The organism is Cellvibrio chitinivorans (assembly GCF_035117775.1).
In the GTDB taxonomy this organism is placed as follows: domain Bacteria; phylum Pseudomonadota; class Gammaproteobacteria; order Pseudomonadales; family Cellvibrionaceae; genus Cellvibrio; species Cellvibrio chitinivorans.
Genome location: NZ_JAYKKN010000011.1, coordinates 16,800 through 40,434, shown reverse-complemented (window position 1 = coordinate 40,434; position 23,635 = coordinate 16,800). Strand labels below are relative to the sequence as shown.

Genomic DNA, 23,635 nt, shown 5'->3' with positions numbered 1-23,635 from the left:
ACGTCCGGTTCGATGAGCGGGGGCTGGAAACGTGAGCAAGGTAGAAGGAGTGTCACCTGCATTAATCGAAAGAGCAGGAGTAGGAAGCCACTACCTAAACTCGGCGCGCCAGTCTTCGACTCTACCGTTATCCGATGTAATTGACCAGTCGGCGCAATTTAATGAACTGTTAGGGAATCACATGGAATTAGTTATTCGTGAACTTCAAGTTGATGATGATTTAGAAAAGCTAACTAACCTAATTCATTCCGCGTACGCACCTCATGCAGCGTCGGGGTTAAAGTATTGGGGTACTCACCAAACAGTCGAAGACACAAAAAAGCGAATAGCTATGGGCATTTGCTTAGTGGCATTGCTTAACGGTGAATATATTGCTACAGGTTTATTTCGCCGGCCTCAACCTGAATCGCCAGTTGGCCTATATCGTGAACCATCTGTTTGGACCTTGGCACAATTTTGTGTATCTCCAAAATTTAAAGGTAATGGTTATGGCAAAGCCATCCATTCACAAGGTTTGAAACTATTAAAAGAAATGGGAGTTTCTACTTTGGCATTAGACACCGCAGAACCTGCAAAAGCTCTTATAAAAATGTATGAGTCTTGGGGATACAAATTAGTTGGTACATGTGACTGGCGACCTTTTACTAATTACCCTAGTGTCGTAATGTCTATGGCAATTTAAAAATCCCTAACAAAGTGCTGCAACCCGCACACTGGGTGTGCTGGACAGTTTGTAAGTCGCGGCTTTGTGGATTTGCTGCGCACAAGTAATTCACAAAGCATCAACGTAAAAACTGCGGCTGAGCTTAGCGTTAGTGGTCTAGAGGCCGATATGGATAACACGGTAATATTTTATACACAGATAGTTTCGGTCGTTGTATTTTTACTAGCGCTATTTGGCGTCTATCGAGTATTGATAAGCCAAAAGGATGCAACAATTGAGCTTCTAAAAGAGCGTATATCTACTCTTAAAGATCGGCTTGAAAATGAAAGCTTTGATCCATTGAATGAAGCTCTGTCTAAGAGAGTAACCCACCTCAATGAGGAGCTTGGCCGCCTGAATGAAGATAAAGATACCAACAGAGAGTTAATCTCAAAAAAAGAAGCTGAATTATCTCAAGCAACAGAGGTTTATCACCGGTTGCAAGATATTCATATGCATTTATCGGGTATGTCTGTCACTTATTTTTGTCCAGTTTGCGAGGAGCCCACCTTGTACTTGGTAGATGCAACAGTTGGTTTTATGGGTAACGAAGAGAAGAGCTTTCTCGTTAAATACTCATGTGGGTATAGTGAACTTAATAAAGAGAAGGTCTCTGATTGTGGGAGGTCAACCACCACAAGAGTCTGTAACCTCCATTCCGCTACGCTTCACTGCGGCCCATAAGCACGGCGCTCTGAAAAGGGAGTAAGAATGAAAAATTTAATGTTGGTTGCGATTCTTTCATTGGCAATTTTCGGGTGTGCATCGCAACAAGAAAAGTGCGCATCAAGTTCTCCGCAAAGCAGTGATGATGCTGCCGTGGTTGACGGGCACCTAGCCGCATACAATAAACATGACCTTGAGGGAATGCTAAAGTTTTTCCACCCAGAAATAGAGGCGTATAGCTCTTCAGGTGAACTTCAACGGAAAGGTCTGGAGTCATTTCGAGCTGCTTTTTCAGAAACCTTTAAATCCAGTCCAAATGAAGTGGTTGTGGCTAGAATAATTCAAGGTAATCGAATCATTGACCAAGTTGACACCTCATTTCAAAATGGTGCTCATGTTGTGACTGAACGAGACACAATTATTTATACAATTGAACAAGGCTTAATTCGGAAAATCAAATTCCTTTAAAAGCGTTCATAAAAAATCGCTCACGTATCGCGCACTGTGTGCGCTGGATAGTTTGTAAGTTGTAGTTTTGCTGCGCAAAAATAACTCACAAAACTACAACTTAAAAACTGCTGCTTAGCTTGGTGTTATAGAAATGGAATCTGCAAGTGCTAGCTAAAATCATATTAAGCGTATTATTTGGTCTCTTATTACCTTGGTCTTATTTCTTGGTGGTACAGATAGTACCAATGGACATTTACGAAAATGATGTATTAATTAGAAAGGCCGTATCTAATAATAAATTAATACTATTTATTGAGTTTCATGGTTGGCTAAATGCATTAGTCTTGTATTTGAAATCATTTATGGTTTGCTCACTATGCGTATTCATAATTTGTTTTTCTCATGGCTTTATGGCTAGAAAATTAAACAACAATCTATAACAAGTCGAGTCAAGCTCGCACACTACGTGTGCTGGGAAGTCCACAACACTAACTCAAAAACTCCCGAAGGAAAGTAATGGTGTCCGATCAAGGAAAAAATCTAGGTAGAGTTGCGCTTGTCACAGGCTCGACATCTGGAATTGGCAAAGCTATTGCGCAACAGCTTGCAAGCGATGGGTTTGCAGTTGTTCTTCACTCAAAGTCATCTGTGCTTGAAGGCGAGACGTTAGCCGCATTAATTCCTAATTCTGTATACATCCAAGCAGACCTATCCGATCAAGCTCAAACAAAGGGTTTGATTTCAGACATTTTGTCTCGCTATGACCGACTGGATGTACTGGTTAACAACGCTGGAATAAATGCCATGATTCCTCATTGCTCACTTAAAGAAGCAACGCCTGAAATCTGGCGAAGTCTCTATGAAGTAAATGTTATCGCCCCATGGGTTTTAATCTCAGAGGCGGAACAAGCACTTCGAAATGCATCAACAAAAGAGTGCCCCAGCTGTATTGTGAATGTCAGCTCACATGCTGGTGTGCGGCCGAAAGGAGCATCAATACCTTATGCTGCAAGCAAAGCAGCGCTTAATCATGTGACTCAGCTTTTGGCATTAACCTTGGCTCCTGATATACGAGTCAACGCGATTGCTCCTGGCCTTGTGGATACGCCTATGACTCAAAGTTGGAGCGAAGCACATGAGCTTTGGAGGACAAAATCCCCAATGAAGCGCGGGGCAAAGCCGAGTGAAATCGCACATACTGTCTCTATGCTTGTTTCTAGTTGCTATCTAACTGGCGAAGTGATTCTCTCTGATGGAGGACTTAATCTCACATGAATGTGACAACTGAAGCAGCCTTGTATAGTCACTTAAAGCTAAATTTGTCTGCTACGGTTGAGAGCATTTAATTTCACTTAAGGATGTGCCGAAGGCCTGCTATTGGCAGTTATCCAATTTAATTGACCAGTCGGCGCAATTTAATGAACTGTTAGGAAATCACATGGAATTAGTTATTCGTGAACTTCAAGGTGATGATGATTTAGAAAAGCTAACTAACCTTGTTGATTTGCACCGTAGCTTGCCCCACCTTTGTATCCAAAATTGACCCAGAACAAAAACAGAATAGCTCAACACCCATGTGGCTTTGAAGTTATTTTCTGTGGGTCGAAATTCAACGCAAAAGTGGGGGAGTTTTAAGTGCAAATCAACAGCATCAAGGCAGAAGCTTGCCAACGTGCCCTGAAACGATTGCCCGCAATCTCGTTGAAGGCATCAGCGGATGATAAACATTCCAATCCGGATTCACTTAATGATGTATGTTTTGCCACTTCACCGATAGATTTAAAAGGGTTATCTCCTCTCACCACTTCAATTGCTTAAGTATCTTCTTTTCTTAAATTTTCTATCGATAAAAAACCGATTCGAATTTCATATTTTTTTTCGCGTCTATTTCCATTGAGTATTCAGAGAGCTAATTAACAAACGCACGAAATGCAATGACACTAAAAATGTAGTGCCCTTCGTTAAGTTCAAATTACTTTAAGTTGGCTTTGAAAAAATCATCGATTTCTATCTTTAGAAAGCCTCTGTCGAACGCTGGCTTTAGAGAATGTGAGATTATTCGGAGTAGGTAGGTAATAAATATTTCATTCAAATCAATCTGCATCCTTGCATTGAAAAATTACTTGGGCATGGCAATTAAGGCGTCGTTGCCTGGCGCAATTTTCTTAATTCCAAAATACCTGGATTGGTTTTTCCTTCTGTGAGGTGAGAGCCGTCTTTCAGCGCCGCATGGTACTTTTCGCGTGCATCAGCCACTATCGATAAATACTTGTCGCCAATTTGCCCGCTGGTGGTAGCCTGTGAATAATTCATTCCCTCCATGAGCCAATCGGTAGACACACTCTTGGGTAGATAGCGATTTTGTTGTGCCCCATATATGTACTGCGTTAGTTGATTGTCTATCATTTTGAAGGCGGCGTCATTGAAAGCCTGGATATCTTGAACCAAATCTTTTGCTGGCTTTATATTTTCAGGATTATCCAGCAGATTTTGAATTTTTTTCAGCGTTGCATTATCTGCGCCGTCTTTCCCCTTGCTAACAGCACTAATTTTGCCGTCTACCATCATCACTTCAAAACTGTCAGGGTCGATATTGAATTTTTCTTCCAAATGTTGTTTGAATTTCTCTAAAGACGCCTCAACGCTTTTTGCGGTCTTTCTATAATTGTACTGAGATTCAATTACTATGTTGGCGACAGCCACGCCGATACGGTCACCTTGTTCGGTTCCTTCCATGCTGGATTGTAAATGGCCGTTCTTATCCAGGCTCGGTAGTTTTAAACTTTCTTCCATTAATTCCTTGAGTGCGAGGGTACTCAGACGCTGATCCTCCGGTGAGGCGAATGGGCGCCTTTTGCCACTATCAAGTTCTTCATAAGTCACCCAAGTAGAATACAGACGAGTTTTGTGCTCGCTTAGTTCTTCAAGAGAATCAAAGCGTGATTGAGCTTCATATTCGGAAGAGAGCTTCGTTGACTCGGGGGAGAGCGTCACTATCGCGGAAGGATATTTTGAGTTTGGGGTGAACACATTTTCGACGGCTGTATCTGATAATCCTTCATTGGCGGATGAATGCATTGACTTAGAAGCTGTCGCCAGAAATTGCTTATGATCGAGATTTATAGAGTCCATAATAAATTTCAATTCAAATACGTTGAGTACCTACTGATTGTTAGCGTCCACGCATTTAAAAACTTTAGATACATATTTATATTTATCAATAATTACGACTACATAAAACGCGCGATAGCAATCTATAAACATTTATTCTATCTGTTTTTTTTCGTTCAATACCACCAGTGCGCCCAATGGGCTGGACTTCCCAGGCTCTAGTGGGCATGCCTAAGCTACTTTATTTGTAAAAGAGCCCGTCAGGGTAGGGAGCCTTGATTATTAGTCAGGCGACTAGTGGAGCAGATACCGGAGGAATTAAATTTTTGCTGGTCTGACTTTACTTGACAGAGATTTGTAAAAATCATAGTGCTTGAATTGAGAAGGGAAAAAAATTGCCGCCAATAGAAAGTTAAATTCCATAAAGCGGCAATTGCTTTCCTATCATACTACTGGCTTCTTAATTCCTAATATGCTCATTAACTCAACCGCTCGAGGATCATTTAACATTTTTTCCATGATATTCATCCTTAATTCTTGATTATTTCCAGGAGCATTTATGACTTTTTCATTCCAATCGTCTTGTGTGTCAATACCTTGCGCGGCTAAAGCGTCTTTAAAATGATTGGCATGTATGGTGCTGTACTCCTCATAGAGTGCCTTGTTATTGTAGTATTGAGCTTCAACCTGCTTGCGCTCTGCGGTAACAGATATGTTATTTAAATAGCTCTGAATTGCATTTTGATCCTTGAGGGATAGCTCTCCATCAGTCCCTAATTTTTCACTCATTGCTACAAATTTTCTGCCTTCTTCGACTCGTTCCCCTGAGCCTAAATTAGAAAAGGCTGGCGAAAATTCACCAAACCAGGATGGTAACGCATATTGCTCAACGCCAGATTTAGTCATCGTAGCGGCTAACCGTTGTCCTTCAGCTGATAAGGTGACCGTATCGTCTCCAGAGATTGTAGTCGCAATATTAAGAGAACTCTGATTCGCAATAGCATTGGATTGCGTAACATGCAAAGACTTCAAGGATGAGTGCTGAGTCGCTGAAACATACATGATGTAGACCTCCGGTCAAGTTCACTTTCAGAACTCACTATTTTGCAAATTATTTGCCATCTTGCTGTGCTCATTCGTAAACGCATGTCTTTGTTATATGAAGCGACATTTGCAGAAGTATATGTAATAACATGCAATATTTTGAATTGACGGAGTGTTAACATCTCAAATGATATGGGCATATTCATACGTAATATCTTTGACTCACCCACGATAACCTTTAGGCTAAGAAGTCATCTTTAAAATTAAAGTTAAAATTTTTATTGAATCGCCTATGGGAAATAGACTTAATTTTCAACGAAAATGATTCGTTTAACCATCAATGTTGGCGGACCTTAACGCAAGAGTCTTTCAAGTGACTTGGCCGCCAAGCTTTCATCCATAGCATTTCCTCTCCATGATAAAAACAACTTTTCACTTAAAGAAATATCAATTGCATCTCTGAGAAAAAGATACTCTCTGTATCTTTTCCATAGCTTTTCCAAAACTTGAGGGGCCATATCGACAACCCCGACAGAAATTAAGCAATCTCTAAACTGCATAACATCGAAGATATTATTTTTACGAATCAAAGAAGTAACCTCATTTTTTTGAGCTGTGTGTACATATAGATGGTTACATATATGATAGTGCGGAGCGAAACAAAATTTGTTCCATGCATAAAGCAACGACTATCAATATTCCGAATAACTAAAATTTTGTAATATTACTTTAGAAGGGTGATCTGACTTTGAAATCGGATGAAAGCGACGGAGAGGCGATTTTACGCCAAGGACTACAACAATGTTTTTCCCTGTAATATTATCTTCTTTATTTTTCAGCCACCTTAATGCGCATTCAATCTCTGCTACAGGGTGTGAGTATTTCTCAAAACTCAATGACCATTTTAATACTGAACTAACCAGTATAGTGCCATTTCGCGAGAGCGCACCCAATATGATTTCCCAGGGTTATTTTTCAACGAGTACTCGATGAATTTATTAGGCCAACTTTCAACTAAACCAAAAACTTTTTCAATAAGCTCTGTATGTTGCGATCCATCACCCGCTGATTTTCCACGCGTCGGCGCAGAACAGTGGTACTGAGCCCAGGGGCGGCCTGATCATCCGCTACATGGCCACCGCGGTAGTGCCGCCGGTACGCCCCGCCTATGCTTGGCTGGTCAGCGGCGAGGAGCGGCATAACAACTGTAATCACGTGCGCCGACAGACCCGGAAACCAGCGTGCGCTTGCGCCAGATGAGCATGGAGTAGGTCTGCCGCGTGACCGGCGCGCTTCGATTAGGAAACCAGGTCGTCGCCGCCGCATGACCGGCAACAATACGGGAACATGCACTTTCGGAGTTTGCCAATGAATCCATCGTCGTTGCAGCAGATTAGCCGGCACGTCATGCCAGACGTGCCTTTGGCCACATGTGATATCGGCTTCCTGTTCGGCACCCGCCACGGGGTGGAGGAGTTTTGTGACGAAGCCTACGGTCTGTGGCGTCGGGGCATGTTCGCCAAGCTGCTCATTTCCGGTGGCGCCACCGCGGGTCAGGCCGAGACCGAAGCCGACGTCATCGGCGCCCAGCTGCGCCAGCTCGGTATGCCGGCCTCTGCCATGATCCTGGAGCACGCCGCGACCAATACCGGAGAAAACGTCATCCTCGGGCTGGCGAAATTGCGCGAATCGGTCAGCCCGTCGTCCATCGGCAGTGTCCTGGCGATCGGCAAGATTTGCTCGACCCGGCGCTACGCCATGACGCTCGAAAAGCATTGGCCCGGGCTGCGCCTGTCCTGCTGGGGCGTAAATTACTTCGGGGTCTCTACGGACAACTGGTTCACCCATGACGAGTTTCGCCGGCGGGTGATCGATGAATTCATCAAGATTCCGCACTACCTGGAGCGCGGTTTTCTGTGCGACCTGCCCGGATTTCCGCCATATCCGGCTCTGGCCGATTGCCAGGCACTGCTGAATGCGGCCGAACGGGAAATGCTCCAGCACCATCCGCTCGCGGCTTTGCCCGCCGCAGCCGGCCACGACCCTGCCTGACCAGCGGTCGGCGCCATCACGATGACCCTGAATGTATCTTTTCAAAGGCCATTTCCGGTGCACAATCAGTAGCCAGTAGCTTGCATACATATCTATCGTAAGTCCTCAATTGGCCGAAAACAGGCAACAATTAAAAACGGAGGATATTGAAAGATGGCGAGGGATCTTGAGCGAATCGGATTCGCCTCTTATCGAGGTAGAAGAGTTTATTTCTTGGCGTCAATCGCGTATTACGATGCTCTGGAAGATGAAATTCATCGCAGTTTTCATCTTGATGAAAAAACGTATCTTTCTGCAAAGGGAAGAAGATGTTCATTGAAAAGTGCAGCTGAATTTTCAAATAGGAATGATGCAGTAAACCACTTTGATACCTGGATTAATAGGCAAGCCGATAAGCATTGGAAACTCGATGTTATTGAATGTTCTGAACCGCAAGACGTAGAATTTAGACTTTACGATAATAACCATCCACTTTTCAAAGTGGAAACAGATCTGCCGCGTTACGTACTTAATTATGCGAGAGCATTCTATTACGATTATTTGCACCAGCTCACGTATTCCAAATCGACTGTAACCATCCCCTAAACTAGTGTCATTCATAATTAGAGTTCTCCGGCATACACTGTCACAAACGGAGAGCCCCCTATGAAAAAGTCACGTTTTACTGAAACACAAATTGTAAAAATCCTCAAAGAGGTAGAAAGCGGCAGGCTAGTGAAAGAAGTGTGCCGGGAAAATGGCATTTCTGATGCAACCTACTACAACTGGAAAAGCAAATACGGAGGTATGGAAGCGTCGGATGTTAAGCGCTTGAAAGACCTGGAAGAAGAAAATCGCCGCCTTAAGCAAATGTATGCCGAGCTCAGTCTGGATCACAAAATCCTGAAGGATGGACTTCCCGACTTATGACATGCTTCCTTCGATTAACGGCACTAAAGGACAACAAGCGCTTGGCATTGGCAAATAAGGTTCTCAAAGCACTATTGAAAACGCTCTATCCTATACGCCCTTGTTTTATTAAAAGATTACCAAGCAGAGAATATGGTGAATGACATTTACGAAACTATCGTTTCGACTTGGCAAGATCATTTAATGGAGATGGAAGTTTCAAATGCCGATACTCACATCATTAATCAATTTATTAATGTCAAACAGAATCCGTGAAAACAGTTAAATCACCTATAGTTACCACAACAAACGACTCAACCGAAAACGTTAATGAGATGTAATAAGCTGAAATAGCCAACCCAGTTTTTTGTTGTTAGCATACCGCGCTCAAACGAGGTAATAGCAGGGATGCATAAAAATTGAAAACAAATTCCCCTGGATTGGCTATGCCCGATACTCACTCGCTCGCCCCTGAAACTCACCAACAACAGCTTGATGGGTTTATTCAAAAAACTACACGGCTCGCAGAAAATTTTCTCGGTTATCAAACAAGCCAGCAGGTGCAATTTGATCCTGCGCTTTACCCGCTGCTCAATCTGAATCTATTAAATTTGGGCGACGCTTATACCGAAGGTAACTTTCGCGTTAATGCAAAAGCCCAAGAGCAAGCAGTATTGGATTTTTATGCGCGCCATTGGAATGCACCGAACCCAGATACACCCAACTGTGCCAATTCGTATTGGGGTTATGTCACCACTATGGGCTCAACCGAAGGGAATTTATTTGCTCTGTGGAACGCGCGCGATTATCTGACGGGAGGCAAGCTCTGGTTTGCTGAAACCCAATCCGATCTGCTTGCGCGAAAATCACTGGCACCAGTGTTATTGACCAGCCGAGAGACTCATTATTCTGCTGCCAAAGCCGCACATATTTTAGGTATCGCATTGCCCTCCAGCTTTTCCTATCGCGATGCGCGAGAAAAATCTGCACCGGATTTTATCGGATCAGATGCCAGCGGTGCGATTGATATTGATGAGTTAGTACATTGGGCTGAATTATTTTTTGCGCAGGGACATCCGCTCATTTTTTCACTCAATATGGGAACTACCTTTAAAGGCGGATTTGATCCAGTTGAAAAAATTGTTGCGCGCTTGCCGCAGATTTTTAACGATCAGTCTGCCCGCAATTATTGGATTCATATTGATGCAGCCATCTGCGGTAATACTTTGCCTTGGGTTGAGCAATGCCAAAAACTAGGGGATTGGCCATTTGAACAACAGGGCGAACACTTCCCACACTTTGACTTCCGTATTCCACAAGTCAGCTCCATTTGCGCCAGTCCTTACAAATGGATGGGAGCACCATTTCCATTTGGGGTTTATCTCACGCGCGGACAATTTCGCCTGCAACCACCAGTGCACCCCAAATATATAGGTTCACCAGATTCCACTTTCTCTGGCTCGCGCAGTGGACTTGCTTGTGTACACGCATGGCACTATTTCGCCACCAAAACCCATGCTGAACATTTGCAAGAAGTTAAACTGCTACAGACAATGGTGAATTATGCCTATGCCGAATTAAAAAAATTGGAAGGGCGCTTATGGATCGACGAAAAACCCTTCCAGGTTTTTTTACCTAACTATCTTGCTCCCATGATTTGTTTTACCCAGCCAAGTAAAAATATTATCGATGTATTTTCTCTGGCGAGTGAAGACACAGTGCATGGAACTCTCAGTCATATCATTATCCTTAAGCAAGTCACTACAACAATCATTGACCGCTTTGTTAAACAGCTTAAACAAGAACATCACTATGAATAAACTATTCCTGTTAGTTGGACTTTTTTGCCTGTTTGCCACAACTGCAACAGCGGATGTTACCCGTCAACTAAATACTGCTCCCGATCCTGTCATCATCAGCGATAACGAAACTATCGCTATTCCCGTGCAGGAACCGCTTAAAGATTTACCAATAGATGTGCGCCTGTCGCTCAACATCAATAAAATTTACGACATTCGCCCGGTCGATGAAAGTTTTAATGTCGATGCTTATTTGGGTGCAAGCTGGTTGGATGCTCGCGCAGGCTTCTTAGTGCCGGAAGGAAAAGACTCAATAACCTTGGAAGATGGTCATGTTGATGATTGGCATGAGCATGTGTGGATGCCATCATTGGAGATAATCAATGTGTTGGGTATCAAAGATGTTTCCAATAAAAGGCTGGTTATTTATCAAGATGGCCGTGTTTTTTACAACGAGCGTTTCAATGCAACGCTTCAATCATCGATGAACTTTCGCAAGTTTCCATTTGACACGCAACAGCTTCAGATAATGATCGAGCCATTCTCTTACTCAGCATCCAAGGTGCGTTTCTCTGAGAAGAGTCAAGTTTATCCTGCGGAACTCAGCGCATGGCCAATGTTGGAGTGGCATGCCACCCAGCGTGCCTGCCAGGTAGGTGAGGCGGAATACCAGTATTTAGCGGATAGTACCGCAGAGAAAAAATTTACCCAATTTGCATTTACCTTAACGGTTGAGCGAATCCCTGGATACTTCTTACTGCAGATTTTTTTGCCGCTCGCGGTAATTATGCTTTGTGCCTGGAGCATTTTTTTTGTAAAAGATGGCGCCACTCAATTATCACTAATTAGCACACTAATGCTGACCGTCTACGCTTTCAACTTCTTCATCACCGATTCAATCCCCAAACTTCCCTACGGTACTTTCCTCGGAAAAATTATTATTATTTCGTTTATCTCAATCTTCTTACAGCTAATAGTTCATTTGGTAGAGCTACGTTGTGATCGCGAGTTCACCGCAAAACAAAATTTCTGGATTGCATTACTTTTCGTTCTAGGTTTTGGCTTCGCTAACTGGCTAAACTGGCAACACGCCAGTTTGGATTTGCCAACTACTGCAACCGGACCAACTACATTGAATGTGGAAAGTTGTGGTGATGAGCTTAATCAGAAAAAGTAAAATTACTGATTACATCATCCCAATTGAGCGACTATGCTACAGCGGCTTAGGGTAATTGCCATCCAGGATCTTATCGATCTGGTAGTCAAGCATTTGCCCCTCATCTCCAGTTCTTGGGTCGTTTACATCTGCAGCATTACGATAAACATCCACATTGTTGCTATCTATTAGTGCAGTTCTATTAATATATCTCATCTCACTATGAGTTATGGGTTGACGTCCTCGCACGGGGGTTTCCGCCGCATTACTAACTGTAGTATCCGGCCGTCCTTTAGTGGGGTTGCCCGGTGAGTCGTTATTGAAATGCACTACCTTGCCTTCCGCAACTGTAAATTTAATCCCTAGCTTGGAGGTCCTTCTAAAGAAAACATCCCAAACCCATGAATCTATTATTCCCTCGTAATCAGCATGCGCAGGAAGAATGGAAGTCCTTGCTGCAAAAGCTGCCAGGATTGCCTGTCTTTTACCATTTATCGTTTGACCTGCGATGGCATCAGGCGTTGCCCCATTTTTATTTAGCCTATCCTTCGTTGGTGGCGCATTTGTAGAATTAAGCGATCCTATCTGAGCTATTTGTTTATCTATTTTTAAGTAATCAATATTTTCTTTGAGGAAATCAAGCCAGCGCTCCGACTTAATTGGAGATGCGACTACAGGATTGGGGCGTGTGGTTAACATTTGAATTACATCAAAATATCCAGCCATAAAATTGTTAGTGCTGTTACCTCGAGTGAAAGTACTGGTCACATTCGACAATCTATTTAATTCATCTACGGTCAAGGGGTCTTGAGCCGGAGTGGGAGTCGCCAAAGGATCTTCCACATTCATTGCATTCAATCCATCCACTCTTGGTTGATGTATTCCATAATGCAGATCACCGACCCCATGTTCCTCTTTTGCTTGTTGGATCACTTTTGATTCAACTTGTGCATAGCTATTGTATTGCGAAGATGAATTAATGTTCTTTTGATTGATCGAGTTCACGCTTTGCGTTTGTGAACTACCGTTGACAGAGCTTAGTGCTTTGGCTCCCATCACATCCGCTTCAGCTTCCAAGCCCACATCATCGTTAACGGATGTACCTTTCATTTGTGTTGTCGGTTGTACACGCCCTTGCGCTTGCTGTACAACATGCCATGCTTCGTGTGGTAGATGTTGTTCTTGTCCGGGGGCGACGTGAATGTCAGTTCCTTGAGCATATGCATGAGCATTTAGTTGTGCGGGTTTGTCGGAGTTGTAATGGACTTTTACATTGTCCATGCTCATTCCTGAAAGTGATTCTATTCCCGCTTTGAGTTGGTTGGGTAAACCTGTGTTATTTGGCTTTTGTTCAAGCTGCGCGGTTGCGGTGTTAGAAAATTTTCCCTGTATTAATTCCTCTTCTTCGGCAAGCTGCGCCGTTTCAAACTTTCCCTGCAGTGGTTCCTCTTCTTCCATTAATTGTGTTGTTGCAAATTTTCCTTGTAATAGTTCCTCTTCCTCCGCTAATTGAGCAGTTTCAAACTTACCTTGCAGTAATTCTTCATCTTCCGCTCGCTGTAGTGGTGCGCCTTGAGCGGTATTCATCATCTGCTGCTGTTTTAATTGCACCGAAGTTGAGGCGCGCTGGTCGCTAAATGCAGGTGTGGTTTGTTTGGCGACAGATTCTTCTGCCGCTTGGGTTTCGCGTGCGGTTTGTTTACTGGTGTAGGCCATCATCTTGCTCCGGTTAGTCCTTAAATCTGGTTAAAGTGAGTAACGTTTAAAACCTGTGATCTACAACTTTATTTTGTATCGCCCGTATAATTTACATCATCTTCCGTTGCTTCATCTCTGTTAATTCCATCATCGACTTCACCAAATGGTTGCCGCTGCGGTAATGCAGCTTGTTTTTGATATTGCAATAAATTGCGATTGGGTTTCTGCTCTTTAAGTGCCTTGATTGCATTAAGGCCAGCCCAGGCAGCAAGTGCAATTAATATCAACCCAAGCAGGCTGGATAAATTGATAATGTTAAATAATGGATCAACTGCAATTAAGTATTCCCAAATAATAATTGGCGGTAGCAAAATGCAGATCACCGTTATTGGATGTGGCAGCCATCGAATATAAATCGGCAATTTTTTACAGCGGTGCGGATAGATATAAAACACGATCAACACATACGCCAGCGCCAGCAGCAGCCAGATATTCATGATGGCAATTATAGTCCAGCGATATCCGCAGAGAGTTTCATTCCACAGCGACTCGGAATAGCCGGGTGAAAAATGGGTGCCTATATAGCTATTCACTGCGGTGTAATCTTTGCCGGCACCTGCGTCGTTATATTCAAGCATTGGCCAGAATCCACCGCCGCCAAAACTTTCGTGGATATATTCCAAACGCTTTTGTCGCTCATCAATTTTGTCCGCGTCTCTGCCAGTTGCTTTTGCACTCATGGCTGCATAGTCGGTAAACATGAGTGGTACGACAATATCGCGGTTAATGCTGTTGGTAACGGCATAGATTTCATCGAGCGCGCTGTAATAAGGATCTTCCAGAATAAGAACCGCCAAGCTGCCCACTTTTTCTTGCACTTCTGGAATAGACAGATTGTCGCTGGCGTAGCGATTTACGCCGGTGAGCAAATCTATATGGTTGCTACCAAATACAAAATCCGGCAGCAGAAATTCTGATTGCTTTACCATAATATTGAGATAGGTATTGTGCTTTATCGAGTGAAAGCGATTGCGATCTTTATCCCGCTGGGTCAGCTCGGTTTTAAGCTGTTTAAAGAAGTTATCGAACCTGTCTTTGGCAATTTGGGATTTAGGATAGTTTTTAAAATAAAAGGTGACGCCATCACCATTGACCGGTTGCCCGGCTAATCCTAATGTCAACCAAGGACGCAAGCGCGACTCAGCATCAGTTAGCGAAACAGACAAAAACGTCAGTAACTGTTCTTCCAAATTATCAAAAAATATTTTCAGGTTGGCGTCTTCACTTAATTCGGGCGAGAGTGAAAACTCTTTTTCAATTATCCAATCCACTTTGCTGCCATAACGACGAGCCTCACGTATAAATGCTTTGGCATTGTCGCTATTGTCGATTAATAAATTGGTAACACCAGGTCGATTATTGATTTGATTCAACTTGCCGGTATCACTCACAGTCAAGCCAAAGTAGGCAACACGATTAAATGTGCTGAAATCAAAAACCTGCGCATCATCCGTTGTTTTCCAATAAGGAAAAATTCCATAAGCCATTGTTTGTATTTCTTTGGGTACGCACCCACAGGCTTGATGTGACCCATCCCATAAAATGGGTTTGCCTGTGTACTCTGGCATGGGTTCGCTGTAGAACTGTTCCAGAATAGGAAGCAATTCCTGATTAAAATAAGTGCCGAGATGTTGTACATGATCTTCATTGCAATACTTGAGCGGGCCTTGGGCTTGATCTTTAAAGTAGTCCTGTAACTGATTGAATAACACTGCTTTTTCTGCGGCATCAAGGTTGCCTAATTGCGTATCAACCGTGTTGGATTTATCCAGCTTACAAATGCCGGATGCTTTGAATATTTTATTTTTGATTGCCAGTTGTAATAGTTCTGCCGTGGGATATTCAATATCTTTGAGTGTTTCAAGCAGTTTGATTATCACTGCAGCAAGTGGTTTTTGGCTGACATGCATAGCCTCTGCCGCAGCTTCACTCAACATAAAATAACTTGTTTGGCTGGCAATCTGAATCTGTAATGCAAGCTTGTCGGTATTATTGGTGGCAGTTGCCGGAATATTTTCTTTACTGCTGGCAGCCGAGCTTGTTGCTGCACTATCGTGTTGTTCATTGGCAGCCAGTGTTGTCGTCTGTGGTGGATTGGATTTTTTGATCGCGGCAACTATTACTTTAGTGAACTCAGCTTGATCAGAGAAAGCATGATCGCGCAGCGCAGACAACTCGCTAAACAACGCATCGCTAATGCCCTGTTGGGCGAGGGAATTTAATGCTTGATCGCTGATTAGATACCTATTGTATTGCACAATACCTGCGTTAATTTTATCGGCAATTTTTTTACTTTCTGCTTCCGGTAAATCCGCAAGGAGTGCAGATACTTTTGTTGTTGCCGATAATTTATCGGGAAACTCTTCTCCTTTGATCGCATCGACTACCGCTTCAGCAGCTGTAATTTTTGCAACAGCACCGCTCATGGCTGCAAAGTCATCTTCGCGCAGCACATAGAGCTGAAAAGGTTCGATGGCTATAGGTGGTTCTGGTTCAGCTACTACACTAGGGGGAGGTTGCAAATAACAGCGTACCAGTGCTTGTAATTGTTGATCGTCACCTTGAGCCAGCGTTTGATGAGTATCCAAATCGCAAGCGGTAAAATGTGTGGCAGCCCAAAGCGCAAAAGGTTTGCTGATAAGCGTATCGGCGTCGGCGCGATATTTTTCTGAAAATTCCGCTATAGCCATTGCGCGTGCAGGAAATGCTACGGCGACATCTGTGTTGCTATCCAATGCAAAATTGCTGCAAAACCGTTGCATCCACGACCAGGTAATCGGTCCCAATATCCCATCATTTAATGGCTTGCCGCTGCGGCCTGCATCTTTTTTCCAGTCACTATCCAAATGGTATAGCTGGTACATGTCGGCCTGTACTTGCGCGATGACTGGTTTGGGATATTTTTTATATTCCAGATCATAGCCGAGACATTTATCTCTATTTGCCATTGCGCCGTCAGGAGGAGTTTGTGCGAGCGCGCCCAAAGGCAACAACAGCCCAAGCAAAAGCACAACCGATTGTAGTGATGAAACCATTGTCATGATCAGTTAGAGCGTACGCCCCTCCTTGAGAAGTTCTTTATTAATACCTTGCAGTAAGTCCGCCTGTTCAAGCGTTTTGCGCTGCATACGTGTTGCGCGGATAGCCGCGTAGCGCACCACGTTAGTTAGCGATCCGCCTGATAATTCGTACTTTTCCGCCAGCAATTGCAAATTGACATCGCCGGCCAACAGTGATTGGTCTGGCAACAAATTTCTCCACAGCCGCAAACGCTCGGTTTCATCTGGCAGTGGGAAATAAATAATCGATTGAAAACGACGGGAGAAGGCTTCGTCGATATTGGCTTTAATATTACTGGCGAGAATCACTACGCCGGGAAAGTCTTCTACTCGCTGTAGCAGATAGGAAATTTCCTGATTGGCATGGCGATCATTGGAGCTACTAGTTTGGGTGCGTTTGCCGAATAATGCATCCGCTTCATCGAAAAACAGAATCCAGTTTTTATTTTCAGCCTGATCAAATACCCCTGCGAGATTTTTTTCGGTTTCGCCGATATATTTGGAAACCACCATCGATAAATCGATACGATATACATCCACGCCCACACTAGCGCCCAATAGTGTCGCGGTCAGGGTTTTACCCGTTCCCGGTGGGCCAAAGAATAAACTGCGATAACCTGCTTTAACGGACTTTTCCAATCCCCAGCGATTAACCAATTCTTTTCCCTGTCGCAACCAGGTGTGCAGATGATCAATTTCTTCCATCACATCATGCGACAGTACCAAATCATCCCATGTGAGCTTGCTGGTAATTAATTTGGCCGGAAATTCAATGCTGTAATCCGGTTTATGTACCTGACCATGAGTACAGCGATGCAGAAACTCTGCAGTGACGGAAATAGTCGCATTCAAAAATGGCTCGCCGCTAGCTTGATGCTCCAATTTAATTAAGCGCTGTTTGAGGAAATAATGTTGCTCATCAAATAATTGCAAGGCCGCAAAACGGCGATTCAATTCTTGCCCTGCCAAAATAAATACCGCGGTTTCAGCCGTCGGTAAAAATCCGCTGTGCGCCTTGCCTCGCCAACCGCCAAACTCGGTATAAGTGCGGCCGGTGACCTGACTCTGGGTGAAAAAAATATCAAGCGCTTGCGGACGTAGATGAGGAATCAAGCACAAAATAAATATCAAACGCTCATCAAAACCCATACTATATTCACGCACAATTTGGGCATAGGGCGATGAATCACTGGTTAAATCCGGTGGTGTTATGCTGCGTACATCTGCGGTCACTTGTTGCGTTTCAGGTGCACCGAAATAATGGGTAAAACGCAAATTTAATACAGCATCAAACCAGGCAAGTTCCTGTTCGAGTGTTGTGGCATTTGCTTGGCTAATCTTCATTGAACATCTATCTCAGTCAAATAATCAGGAATCATTTCGCCAGGAAACTCGCAGCGGTTTATCCATCCATCCGTGTTTGGTCAGGCTGATGCTCCAAGGTAGGTGATCAATCAACATATCGAAGGTTTGCTCTTTTACTTTTAACCGCCAGCAATCGTCCTCTAGAACTAACCAGCCTTGCCGTTGAAAGAAGGTCTCGCGTAAACCGGAAATTGAAGTTGAGCCCAAAACTTTCCAGTGCTGGATCATGCTTGTGAGCATTTGCTCGATTAGTGTTTGTTCCTGTTCATTAATCTCGATGCCCGCACTTATGGGGATGCTAGTACTGATTCCACATAAAATTTTATTTAGTATTAATTCGTACTCTGGTGTAGAGGTTTCACCAGTCACCATAAACTGAACCAAATGTACAGCGCGGTCGGCTGCGCCCGGATGAATAAATTTTCCATTCTCTAGCAGATTTAGCATTGAAAATAATCTAGGTAAAAATGCAGCAGCCAATACCAGCCCGGCATTATTAATATGCAGACCGGCTTCCCATTGAGGGGTGGTATCATCACGATGTGTTGCAAGCTTGGAAGAAATATCCTGCAAGCGCATAGTGGGTTTTTGTTGTGCTGGTGGTTTTAGCAACGCAATACGGCGCTGGGTTAAATTCACCAGTCGTTGTACATCATCAAGGCCAGCAACTGGCGTCAATTGCTCACATAGCTCAAGCGCTAGTTCGGCAGCATGCGCACTGGTCTTGGCAGGACTACTTTTCGCTTCGGTAGAAAATAAATAATTGAAGATAAATGTCCATTTCACCTGCTTTATCGGCTGACTATTAATGTCAGTCACCAGTAGCGCCAAAGCTTCCATTACTGTTCTTACTACTCCGTCCAACCATGTATAACGCGTGGTCTGCACACGCATAAGGATTTGATGTAATAAATGGGCAGGAACTGATTGAACCAGTAATTGCGCATTGTTTGGCGTGGCTAGTAACTGCGTCCATTCAGCGATTAGTGTTTGATTGGAGTGATTGAGCAATATATTGATATGTTGTTGTAGCGCTAATAATTGTTCTTTGGGTAAGGGCATATTCGCCGCGAACAACTGCGCTAATAATAATGCAGGTCTATGCACAGAATTATCGCTTCCGGTTATCAGTGAATAGTCTATCGCTTGTTCTGAATGAAAATGCTCTCTTGAATCTGAATTAACAATGTTGCTAACCAGTGATTCAGTTGCAGACGTTTTAGTAGCTATGTGGCTGATGCGTGAGTGTTCGCTATTGGGAATCTCACTTATAGAAGCCTCACTCATAGCAAGCTCAGTAATTGAGGCCATATTCTCCGCAATATGAATTTCATCATTTGGAGTGGCTGCAGCAAACATCTCAAGGTCAAGCGGCTGTTGCTGCAATAGCGCATTTATTAGCCGCTGGTAAAAAATCGATTGGTTGATTGACTGATGCGCGAAGGTGTCGATAGCGCAAGTAAGTTCTGCATTTGAATTTACATCAGAAAATTTTGCTTGCTGCATTAATATCTGTAATAACTGTTGCCATTGCACATGGTTAAACTGCAAGCTGCGTAGACGTGTTAATGGGTACACATCAGTCATCAAATTTTGCACAACAAACGCAATATCACTAGTACTTACATCACTGGCAGCTATTGGTAATGTTGAAATTTTCTCGGGCGCATAAGCTGTGTGTTGATCTGGTGTCGAATTATTGAGATCACTCTGATGATTCACTTGAGCACAGATTAACACCAAATCCAATTCTTTTTTGTGCACCAGCTGCGTTAGTACTTGTCGGTAGTAATTGCTCTTGTTAATTGTTTTCTGGGCATGCAAGTGAATTGCCGCAATAAAATCCGATTGGGTATCTTTTGCGATAAAAGTTTCAGTGGTGATGAGAAGAACAATCAGCTGCACCAATTGCTCAACTGTTAAATTTATTGTTTCTGGTTGACGTAGACCCTGTTGCAACTGCACAACTAATTCATCCAATTGTGCAGTGGTTGCAGTAGATATAAATCCACTCCTTGAGGAAATTAGTTCATCTCGGTTTTGTGCTTGACTAATGGTAGCGGCAGAATCGGTAACCGGTCGGGCAGAAATTAATTGAGGAGCGATACTCTGCTGCAGAGTTTGAATATGTTTAGCATTGTGTTGAGTATTCACTTGCTGTTGCTGAATGTCCAATTCATCTTCGGAAATGCTCAATGCAATAGCTTCAAGGTCAATCACCTTGTCTGCAATCAATGCTTGCAATACAGTCAAATAAAAAACTGATGAGGAATAAGCTAAGTCAGCGTGTGTATTAATTGCAGTAATAAAATCGGCGCAATTTTCTGCCGTAGCACTGTGACCGAGGCGAACATAACTGCTAATTAAACGCTGCAATAATGTAATGTCACTTGCTAGCGATGACCAACTTAGTGCACCACTTTTTAAACGCAGGCACAAATCAAATAATTGGTGATCACTAATACAGGATAAATTGTTCTCTGACTGATTATTGTTGCTTGCTTCCAGTCTTGCTGCTATGCGTACACTCTGCGAAACAGGAATAAACGAATTTCTTTTCAGTTTGTTTTCCGTTGCTGGTGTGAAATCCGCTTCAAGCTGCTGAGCTGAAGTCCGCTGATGATCAGATAACTGTTTATGAGCATGGTTAATTTCCTGCTGATCCAGCAATAACGTATGGAACACTTGCTGCAGATATTGTTTGTCAAGATTTTGCAGCTCTGCATATCGCTCAGCCAACTCCATTAAAAAAGTATTGCTACTATTCTGATAATCCATTGCCACAGTTGTGGATGCGTTTGTTAATAGCATCCCAATCGCAATTTCCCATAGTTGGCGAATCAATAATTCGGGTGAGTGCTTACTTGGAGTTTCAGTATTGCCGCTAGCGTTGACGAGATTAGTCCCGCCGATGTTATCCGCTGCGGAAAAATTAATTGTCGATTCGTTTAACAGGTTAGCTAATACAGTTGCCTGATTCTGTAGTCGATAAAAAATATCCTTTAGTGATGGAGATAAAAGCGTGAATATGTCGGCCTGTAACTTCTGTGGCAAACGCAACATTAACTGTTGGCGAATTTCCGCCTGAGGTAAATAGTGCAGTACAGCAGCTAATAAAAGATGAGGTTCTGTGATAATTAATTGCGTCCATAGTTGTTGCAGTTGCGCAGTATCCGTACGAATAAATGCAGTAGCGATTAATTGACGTAATTCTTCAGGATTTTTTTGATTGTCGATATTTTTTTGTGTAATAAAGTCTTGTGAATTATTACTACTACTAATCTCTTGCGCAACAGGTAGGCCCTCTATTGAATCATTTTTATCGGCTAACAATTTCCTAATTTTTTTCTGCAGATTAATTAAATGTGTTGCCGTAGAGTGAGCAGGAATTTTAATGGCGATAAACGCATCTTGTAATTGCTGTTTTTTTAACGACAATGTTGTAGCAAGCCTGCGTAATATATGGCTGAGCCAAAATGATTCTGTCTCTTGTGGATACTCCAATCCCAACTGTAATAGCGTTTGCCATAAGCTCGTTTGCAGGGATTTAGAGTCCAGCGATTTGTCCTTCCTCTGTTGGTAAATATGATTGTTGGTTTCGAGGGGGGCTATTTTTTGTGCTCTATCTGCAAAATGAGACAATTCAAGAAATTGTATTAGATCAAGCAGATTGGTCACACTATTAATGTGCAGAGGCGCTAATTGGCGCAACAACTCTACTCGCTGCGTTGGTGAATATTGCACCATTAAATGTTGGACATTTGACTTAATATCGATATCGAGTGTATTGCCCTTAGTTGCTGGTACAGCCGAATAGTCTTGATGTTGATTTACTGATGCGGGCGTGAAATCAGTTTCAATATGCTGAACCGAACTTGGCTTGCGGTCAGATAGCTGCGGATAATACGAATTTGTAATTTTACTATCTAGCAATAACGTATGGAACGTCTGCTGTAAGTGTTTTTTATCAAGATTGAATAGTTCTGCGTAGCCTTCAGCTAATCCCATTAAAAATGCATCACTATGATTCTGGTAATGCATCGCAACATTTTTGGATGTGTTTTTTAATAACATTCCAATCGCAATTTCCCATAGCTGGCGAATCAATAGTTCGGGTGAATGCTTGCTGGGAATTTCAACATTATTACTAACACTGGAAAGATTCGTTGCATTGCTGTTATCCCATGTAGATTGTTGGTATTTCGGTCCATATAACGACTCAGCTAATGCAATTGCCTGATTCTGTAACCGATAAAAAATATCCTTTAGTGATGGTGATAAAAGCGCGAATATGTCGGCCTGTAATGCCAGTGATAAACGCAACATTAACTGTTGTCGAATTTCTGCCTGCGGCAAATAATGCCGTACAGCAGCTAATAATAGTTGTGGTTCTGTGACAATTAACTGAGCCCAGAGTTGTTGTAGCTGCATTGCATCAGTGCGAATAAATGCAGCTGCAATTAATTGACGCAGCTGTTCAGAGTTTTTCTGCTCATCGCTATTTTGCTGCACAACAAAATCGGCGGGGTAATTAGTACTACTAATTATGCCCTGTCCAACTGTTAGGCTCTCACTTGAGTCCTTTTTATCGCCTAACAATTGCGCAATCTGCTTCTGCAGATGAACCAATGATGTCGCTGCAGAATTGGCTGGTAGCTTAATGGCGATAAAAGCCTGCTGTAATTGCTGCTCGCTTAACGACAAAGTTTCAGCAAGCTTGCGTAGTAAATGATTTAGCCAAAATGCGTCTGTCGCCTGTGGATATTCCAAGCTCAATTGGAATAGCACTTGCCACAGATTATGCTGCAGAGTGTTGGAATTGAGCGATATATTTTCTATCTTTTGATAAGCCCGATTATCGTTTTTATAAAAATCAGATATTGATAAATCAGCTGAACAACTATGCGCTTCAAAAAATTGCAAAAGATCAAGTAGAGCAATCGCATTATTAATGTGCTGTGGTGCTAATTGGCGCAATAACTCCAATCGTTGCGGCTGGGAAAATTGCATCAGTAAACGTTGAATCAGTGCATCCCGCTCTGGTAATTCACGCAGCAATTCAGCAATGTTTTGCTCTGCAATTACTGCATCCAACAACTGCTCATGTGACGCGAGTTGTTTTGTGGATCTGTTAATACTGAATGTGGTTAGTTCATTACTGGTAGATGAATTTTTCCGCTCATTCTGTTGATGAGCAGATAAATGTCCACTGGATAAGAACATAAATAGCTGTATCAATGCTCTGTGCGTATTGGGACTATCACCCTCATAAGCAGATACGTTTTGGTTTGTTGGCATCACTGCTAGCAATTGTGACTGCAGTAATTGTGCGCACTGTTGTAACAATCGCTCACGGATAAGCTGTTGATAATTGCGGCTGGGTAAATTGCCAAAGTCAAATTCCAGAGTTTCAAACCGTAAAATGTTTTTGCCCGGTGCATAACGCGAAAATAATTGATCTAATGCTGGCAGCAGATCTTCACTTAACCAATCACTGAGCCGCGCCGTTTCATGACGAGCGAGTCTGGTCGTGTTGAACGACAGATCGACAATCAGCTCATCAATGCGATGCTCGGTTTGCATA

General features: G+C 43.0%; 16 protein-coding genes and 1 pseudogene. 10 read left to right on the top strand and 7 right to left on the bottom strand.

Annotated features, from left to right (window positions below; translation table 11 throughout):
* Window positions 1-31: 31 nt before the first annotated feature.
* The 5 genes from SPL68_RS17920 to SPL68_RS17900 all read left to right on the top strand — a co-directional run bounded on the left by SPL68_RS17920 (window position 32) and on the right by SPL68_RS17900 (window position 3,637).
* Window positions 32-682, top strand: a complete 651-nt coding sequence (locus SPL68_RS17920; RefSeq protein WP_323816545.1) for a GNAT family N-acetyltransferase — start codon at window positions 32-34, stop codon at window positions 680-682.
* A 150-nt stretch (window positions 683-832) separates the two neighbouring features.
* Entirely contained in the window at window positions 833-1,387 is a 555-nt protein-coding gene (locus SPL68_RS17915) for a coiled-coil domain-containing protein (RefSeq protein ID WP_323816544.1), read from the top strand.
* Window positions 1,388-1,414: 27 nt separating this feature from the next.
* Entirely contained in the window at window positions 1,415-1,837 is a 423-nt protein-coding gene (locus tag SPL68_RS17910) for a nuclear transport factor 2 family protein (protein ID WP_323816543.1), read from the top strand.
* A 498-nt stretch (window positions 1,838-2,335) separates the two neighbouring features.
* Window positions 2,336-3,094: an SDR family NAD(P)-dependent oxidoreductase gene (locus tag SPL68_RS17905; RefSeq protein WP_323816542.1), complete on the top strand. Its 759-nt coding sequence runs from the start codon at window positions 2,336-2,338 to the stop codon at window positions 3,092-3,094.
* Window positions 3,095-3,454: 360 nt separating this feature from the next.
* Complete coding sequence (locus SPL68_RS17900) at window positions 3,455-3,637, top strand: hypothetical protein (protein ID WP_323816541.1); 183 nt, start codon at window positions 3,455-3,457, stop codon at window positions 3,635-3,637.
* A gap of 318 nt (window positions 3,638-3,955) precedes the next feature.
* On the opposite strand, the gene SPL68_RS17895 is transcribed toward SPL68_RS17900, so the two are convergent.
* From SPL68_RS17895 to SPL68_RS17885, 3 genes are all read right to left on the bottom strand, one after another.
* The gene (locus SPL68_RS17895) at window positions 3,956-4,951 is read right to left on the bottom strand and encodes a hypothetical protein (protein WP_323816540.1); all 996 of its coding nucleotides are present in this window, start codon (window positions 4,949-4,951) and stop codon (window positions 3,956-3,958) included.
* 423 nt (window positions 4,952-5,374) lie between these two features.
* The gene (locus SPL68_RS17890; RefSeq protein WP_323816539.1) at window positions 5,375-5,992 is read right to left on the bottom strand and encodes a hypothetical protein; all 618 of its coding nucleotides are present in this window, start codon (window positions 5,990-5,992) and stop codon (window positions 5,375-5,377) included.
* 335 nt (window positions 5,993-6,327) lie between these two features.
* Entirely contained in the window at window positions 6,328-6,564 is a 237-nt protein-coding gene (locus SPL68_RS17885; protein ID WP_323816538.1) for a hypothetical protein, read from the bottom strand.
* Window positions 6,565-7,342: 778 nt separating this feature from the next.
* Here SPL68_RS17885 and SPL68_RS17880 point away from each other — a divergent pair.
* The 5 genes and pseudogenes from SPL68_RS17880 to SPL68_RS17860 all read left to right on the top strand — a co-directional run bounded on the left by SPL68_RS17880 (window position 7,343) and on the right by SPL68_RS17860 (window position 11,890).
* On the top strand, window positions 7,343-8,026 hold the full coding sequence (locus SPL68_RS17880) for a YdcF family protein (RefSeq protein WP_323816537.1): 684 nt from the start codon (window positions 7,343-7,345) through the stop codon (window positions 8,024-8,026).
* 153 nt (window positions 8,027-8,179) lie between these two features.
* Window positions 8,180-8,611 carry a hypothetical protein gene (locus SPL68_RS17875; protein WP_323816536.1) on the top strand — a complete coding sequence of 144 codons (432 nt, stop codon included), beginning with the start codon at window positions 8,180-8,182 and terminating at the stop codon, window positions 8,609-8,611.
* Between the two features lie 60 nt (window positions 8,612-8,671).
* Window positions 8,672-8,917, top strand: a pseudogene (locus tag SPL68_RS17870) (transposase); the annotation flags it as partial.
* A gap of 443 nt (window positions 8,918-9,360) precedes the next feature.
* Window positions 9,361-10,734 carry a pyridoxal-dependent decarboxylase gene (locus SPL68_RS17865; RefSeq protein WP_323816535.1) on the top strand — a complete coding sequence of 458 codons (1,374 nt, stop codon included), beginning with the start codon at window positions 9,361-9,363 and terminating at the stop codon, window positions 10,732-10,734.
* On the top strand, window positions 10,727-11,890 hold the full coding sequence (locus SPL68_RS17860; protein ID WP_323816534.1) for a ligand-gated ion channel: 1,164 nt from the start codon (window positions 10,727-10,729) through the stop codon (window positions 11,888-11,890). Before SPL68_RS17865 ends, SPL68_RS17860 begins: the two co-directional genes overlap by 8 nt.
* Before the next feature lie 36 nt (window positions 11,891-11,926).
* Here the strand turns inward: SPL68_RS17860 and SPL68_RS17855 are convergent, their stop codons facing one another.
* The 4 genes from SPL68_RS17855 to SPL68_RS17840 all read right to left on the bottom strand — a co-directional run bounded on the left by SPL68_RS17855 (window position 11,927) and on the right by SPL68_RS17840 (window position 23,634).
* Entirely contained in the window at window positions 11,927-13,588 is a 1,662-nt protein-coding gene (locus tag SPL68_RS17855) for an eCIS core domain-containing protein (protein WP_323816533.1), read from the bottom strand.
* Between the two features lie 65 nt (window positions 13,589-13,653).
* On the bottom strand, window positions 13,654-16,662 hold the full coding sequence (locus SPL68_RS17850) for a hypothetical protein (protein ID WP_323816532.1): 3,009 nt from the start codon (window positions 16,660-16,662) through the stop codon (window positions 13,654-13,656).
* Between the two features lie 12 nt (window positions 16,663-16,674).
* Window positions 16,675-18,030, bottom strand: coding sequence for an ATP-binding protein (locus SPL68_RS17845; RefSeq protein WP_323816531.1), 1,356 nt, complete (start codon window positions 18,028-18,030; stop codon window positions 16,675-16,677).
* A 24-nt stretch (window positions 18,031-18,054) separates the two neighbouring features.
* The gene (locus tag SPL68_RS17840) at window positions 18,055-23,634 is read right to left on the bottom strand and encodes a contractile injection system tape measure protein (RefSeq protein ID WP_323816530.1); all 5,580 of its coding nucleotides are present in this window, start codon (window positions 23,632-23,634) and stop codon (window positions 18,055-18,057) included.
* Window position 23,635: the final 1 nt, after the last annotated feature.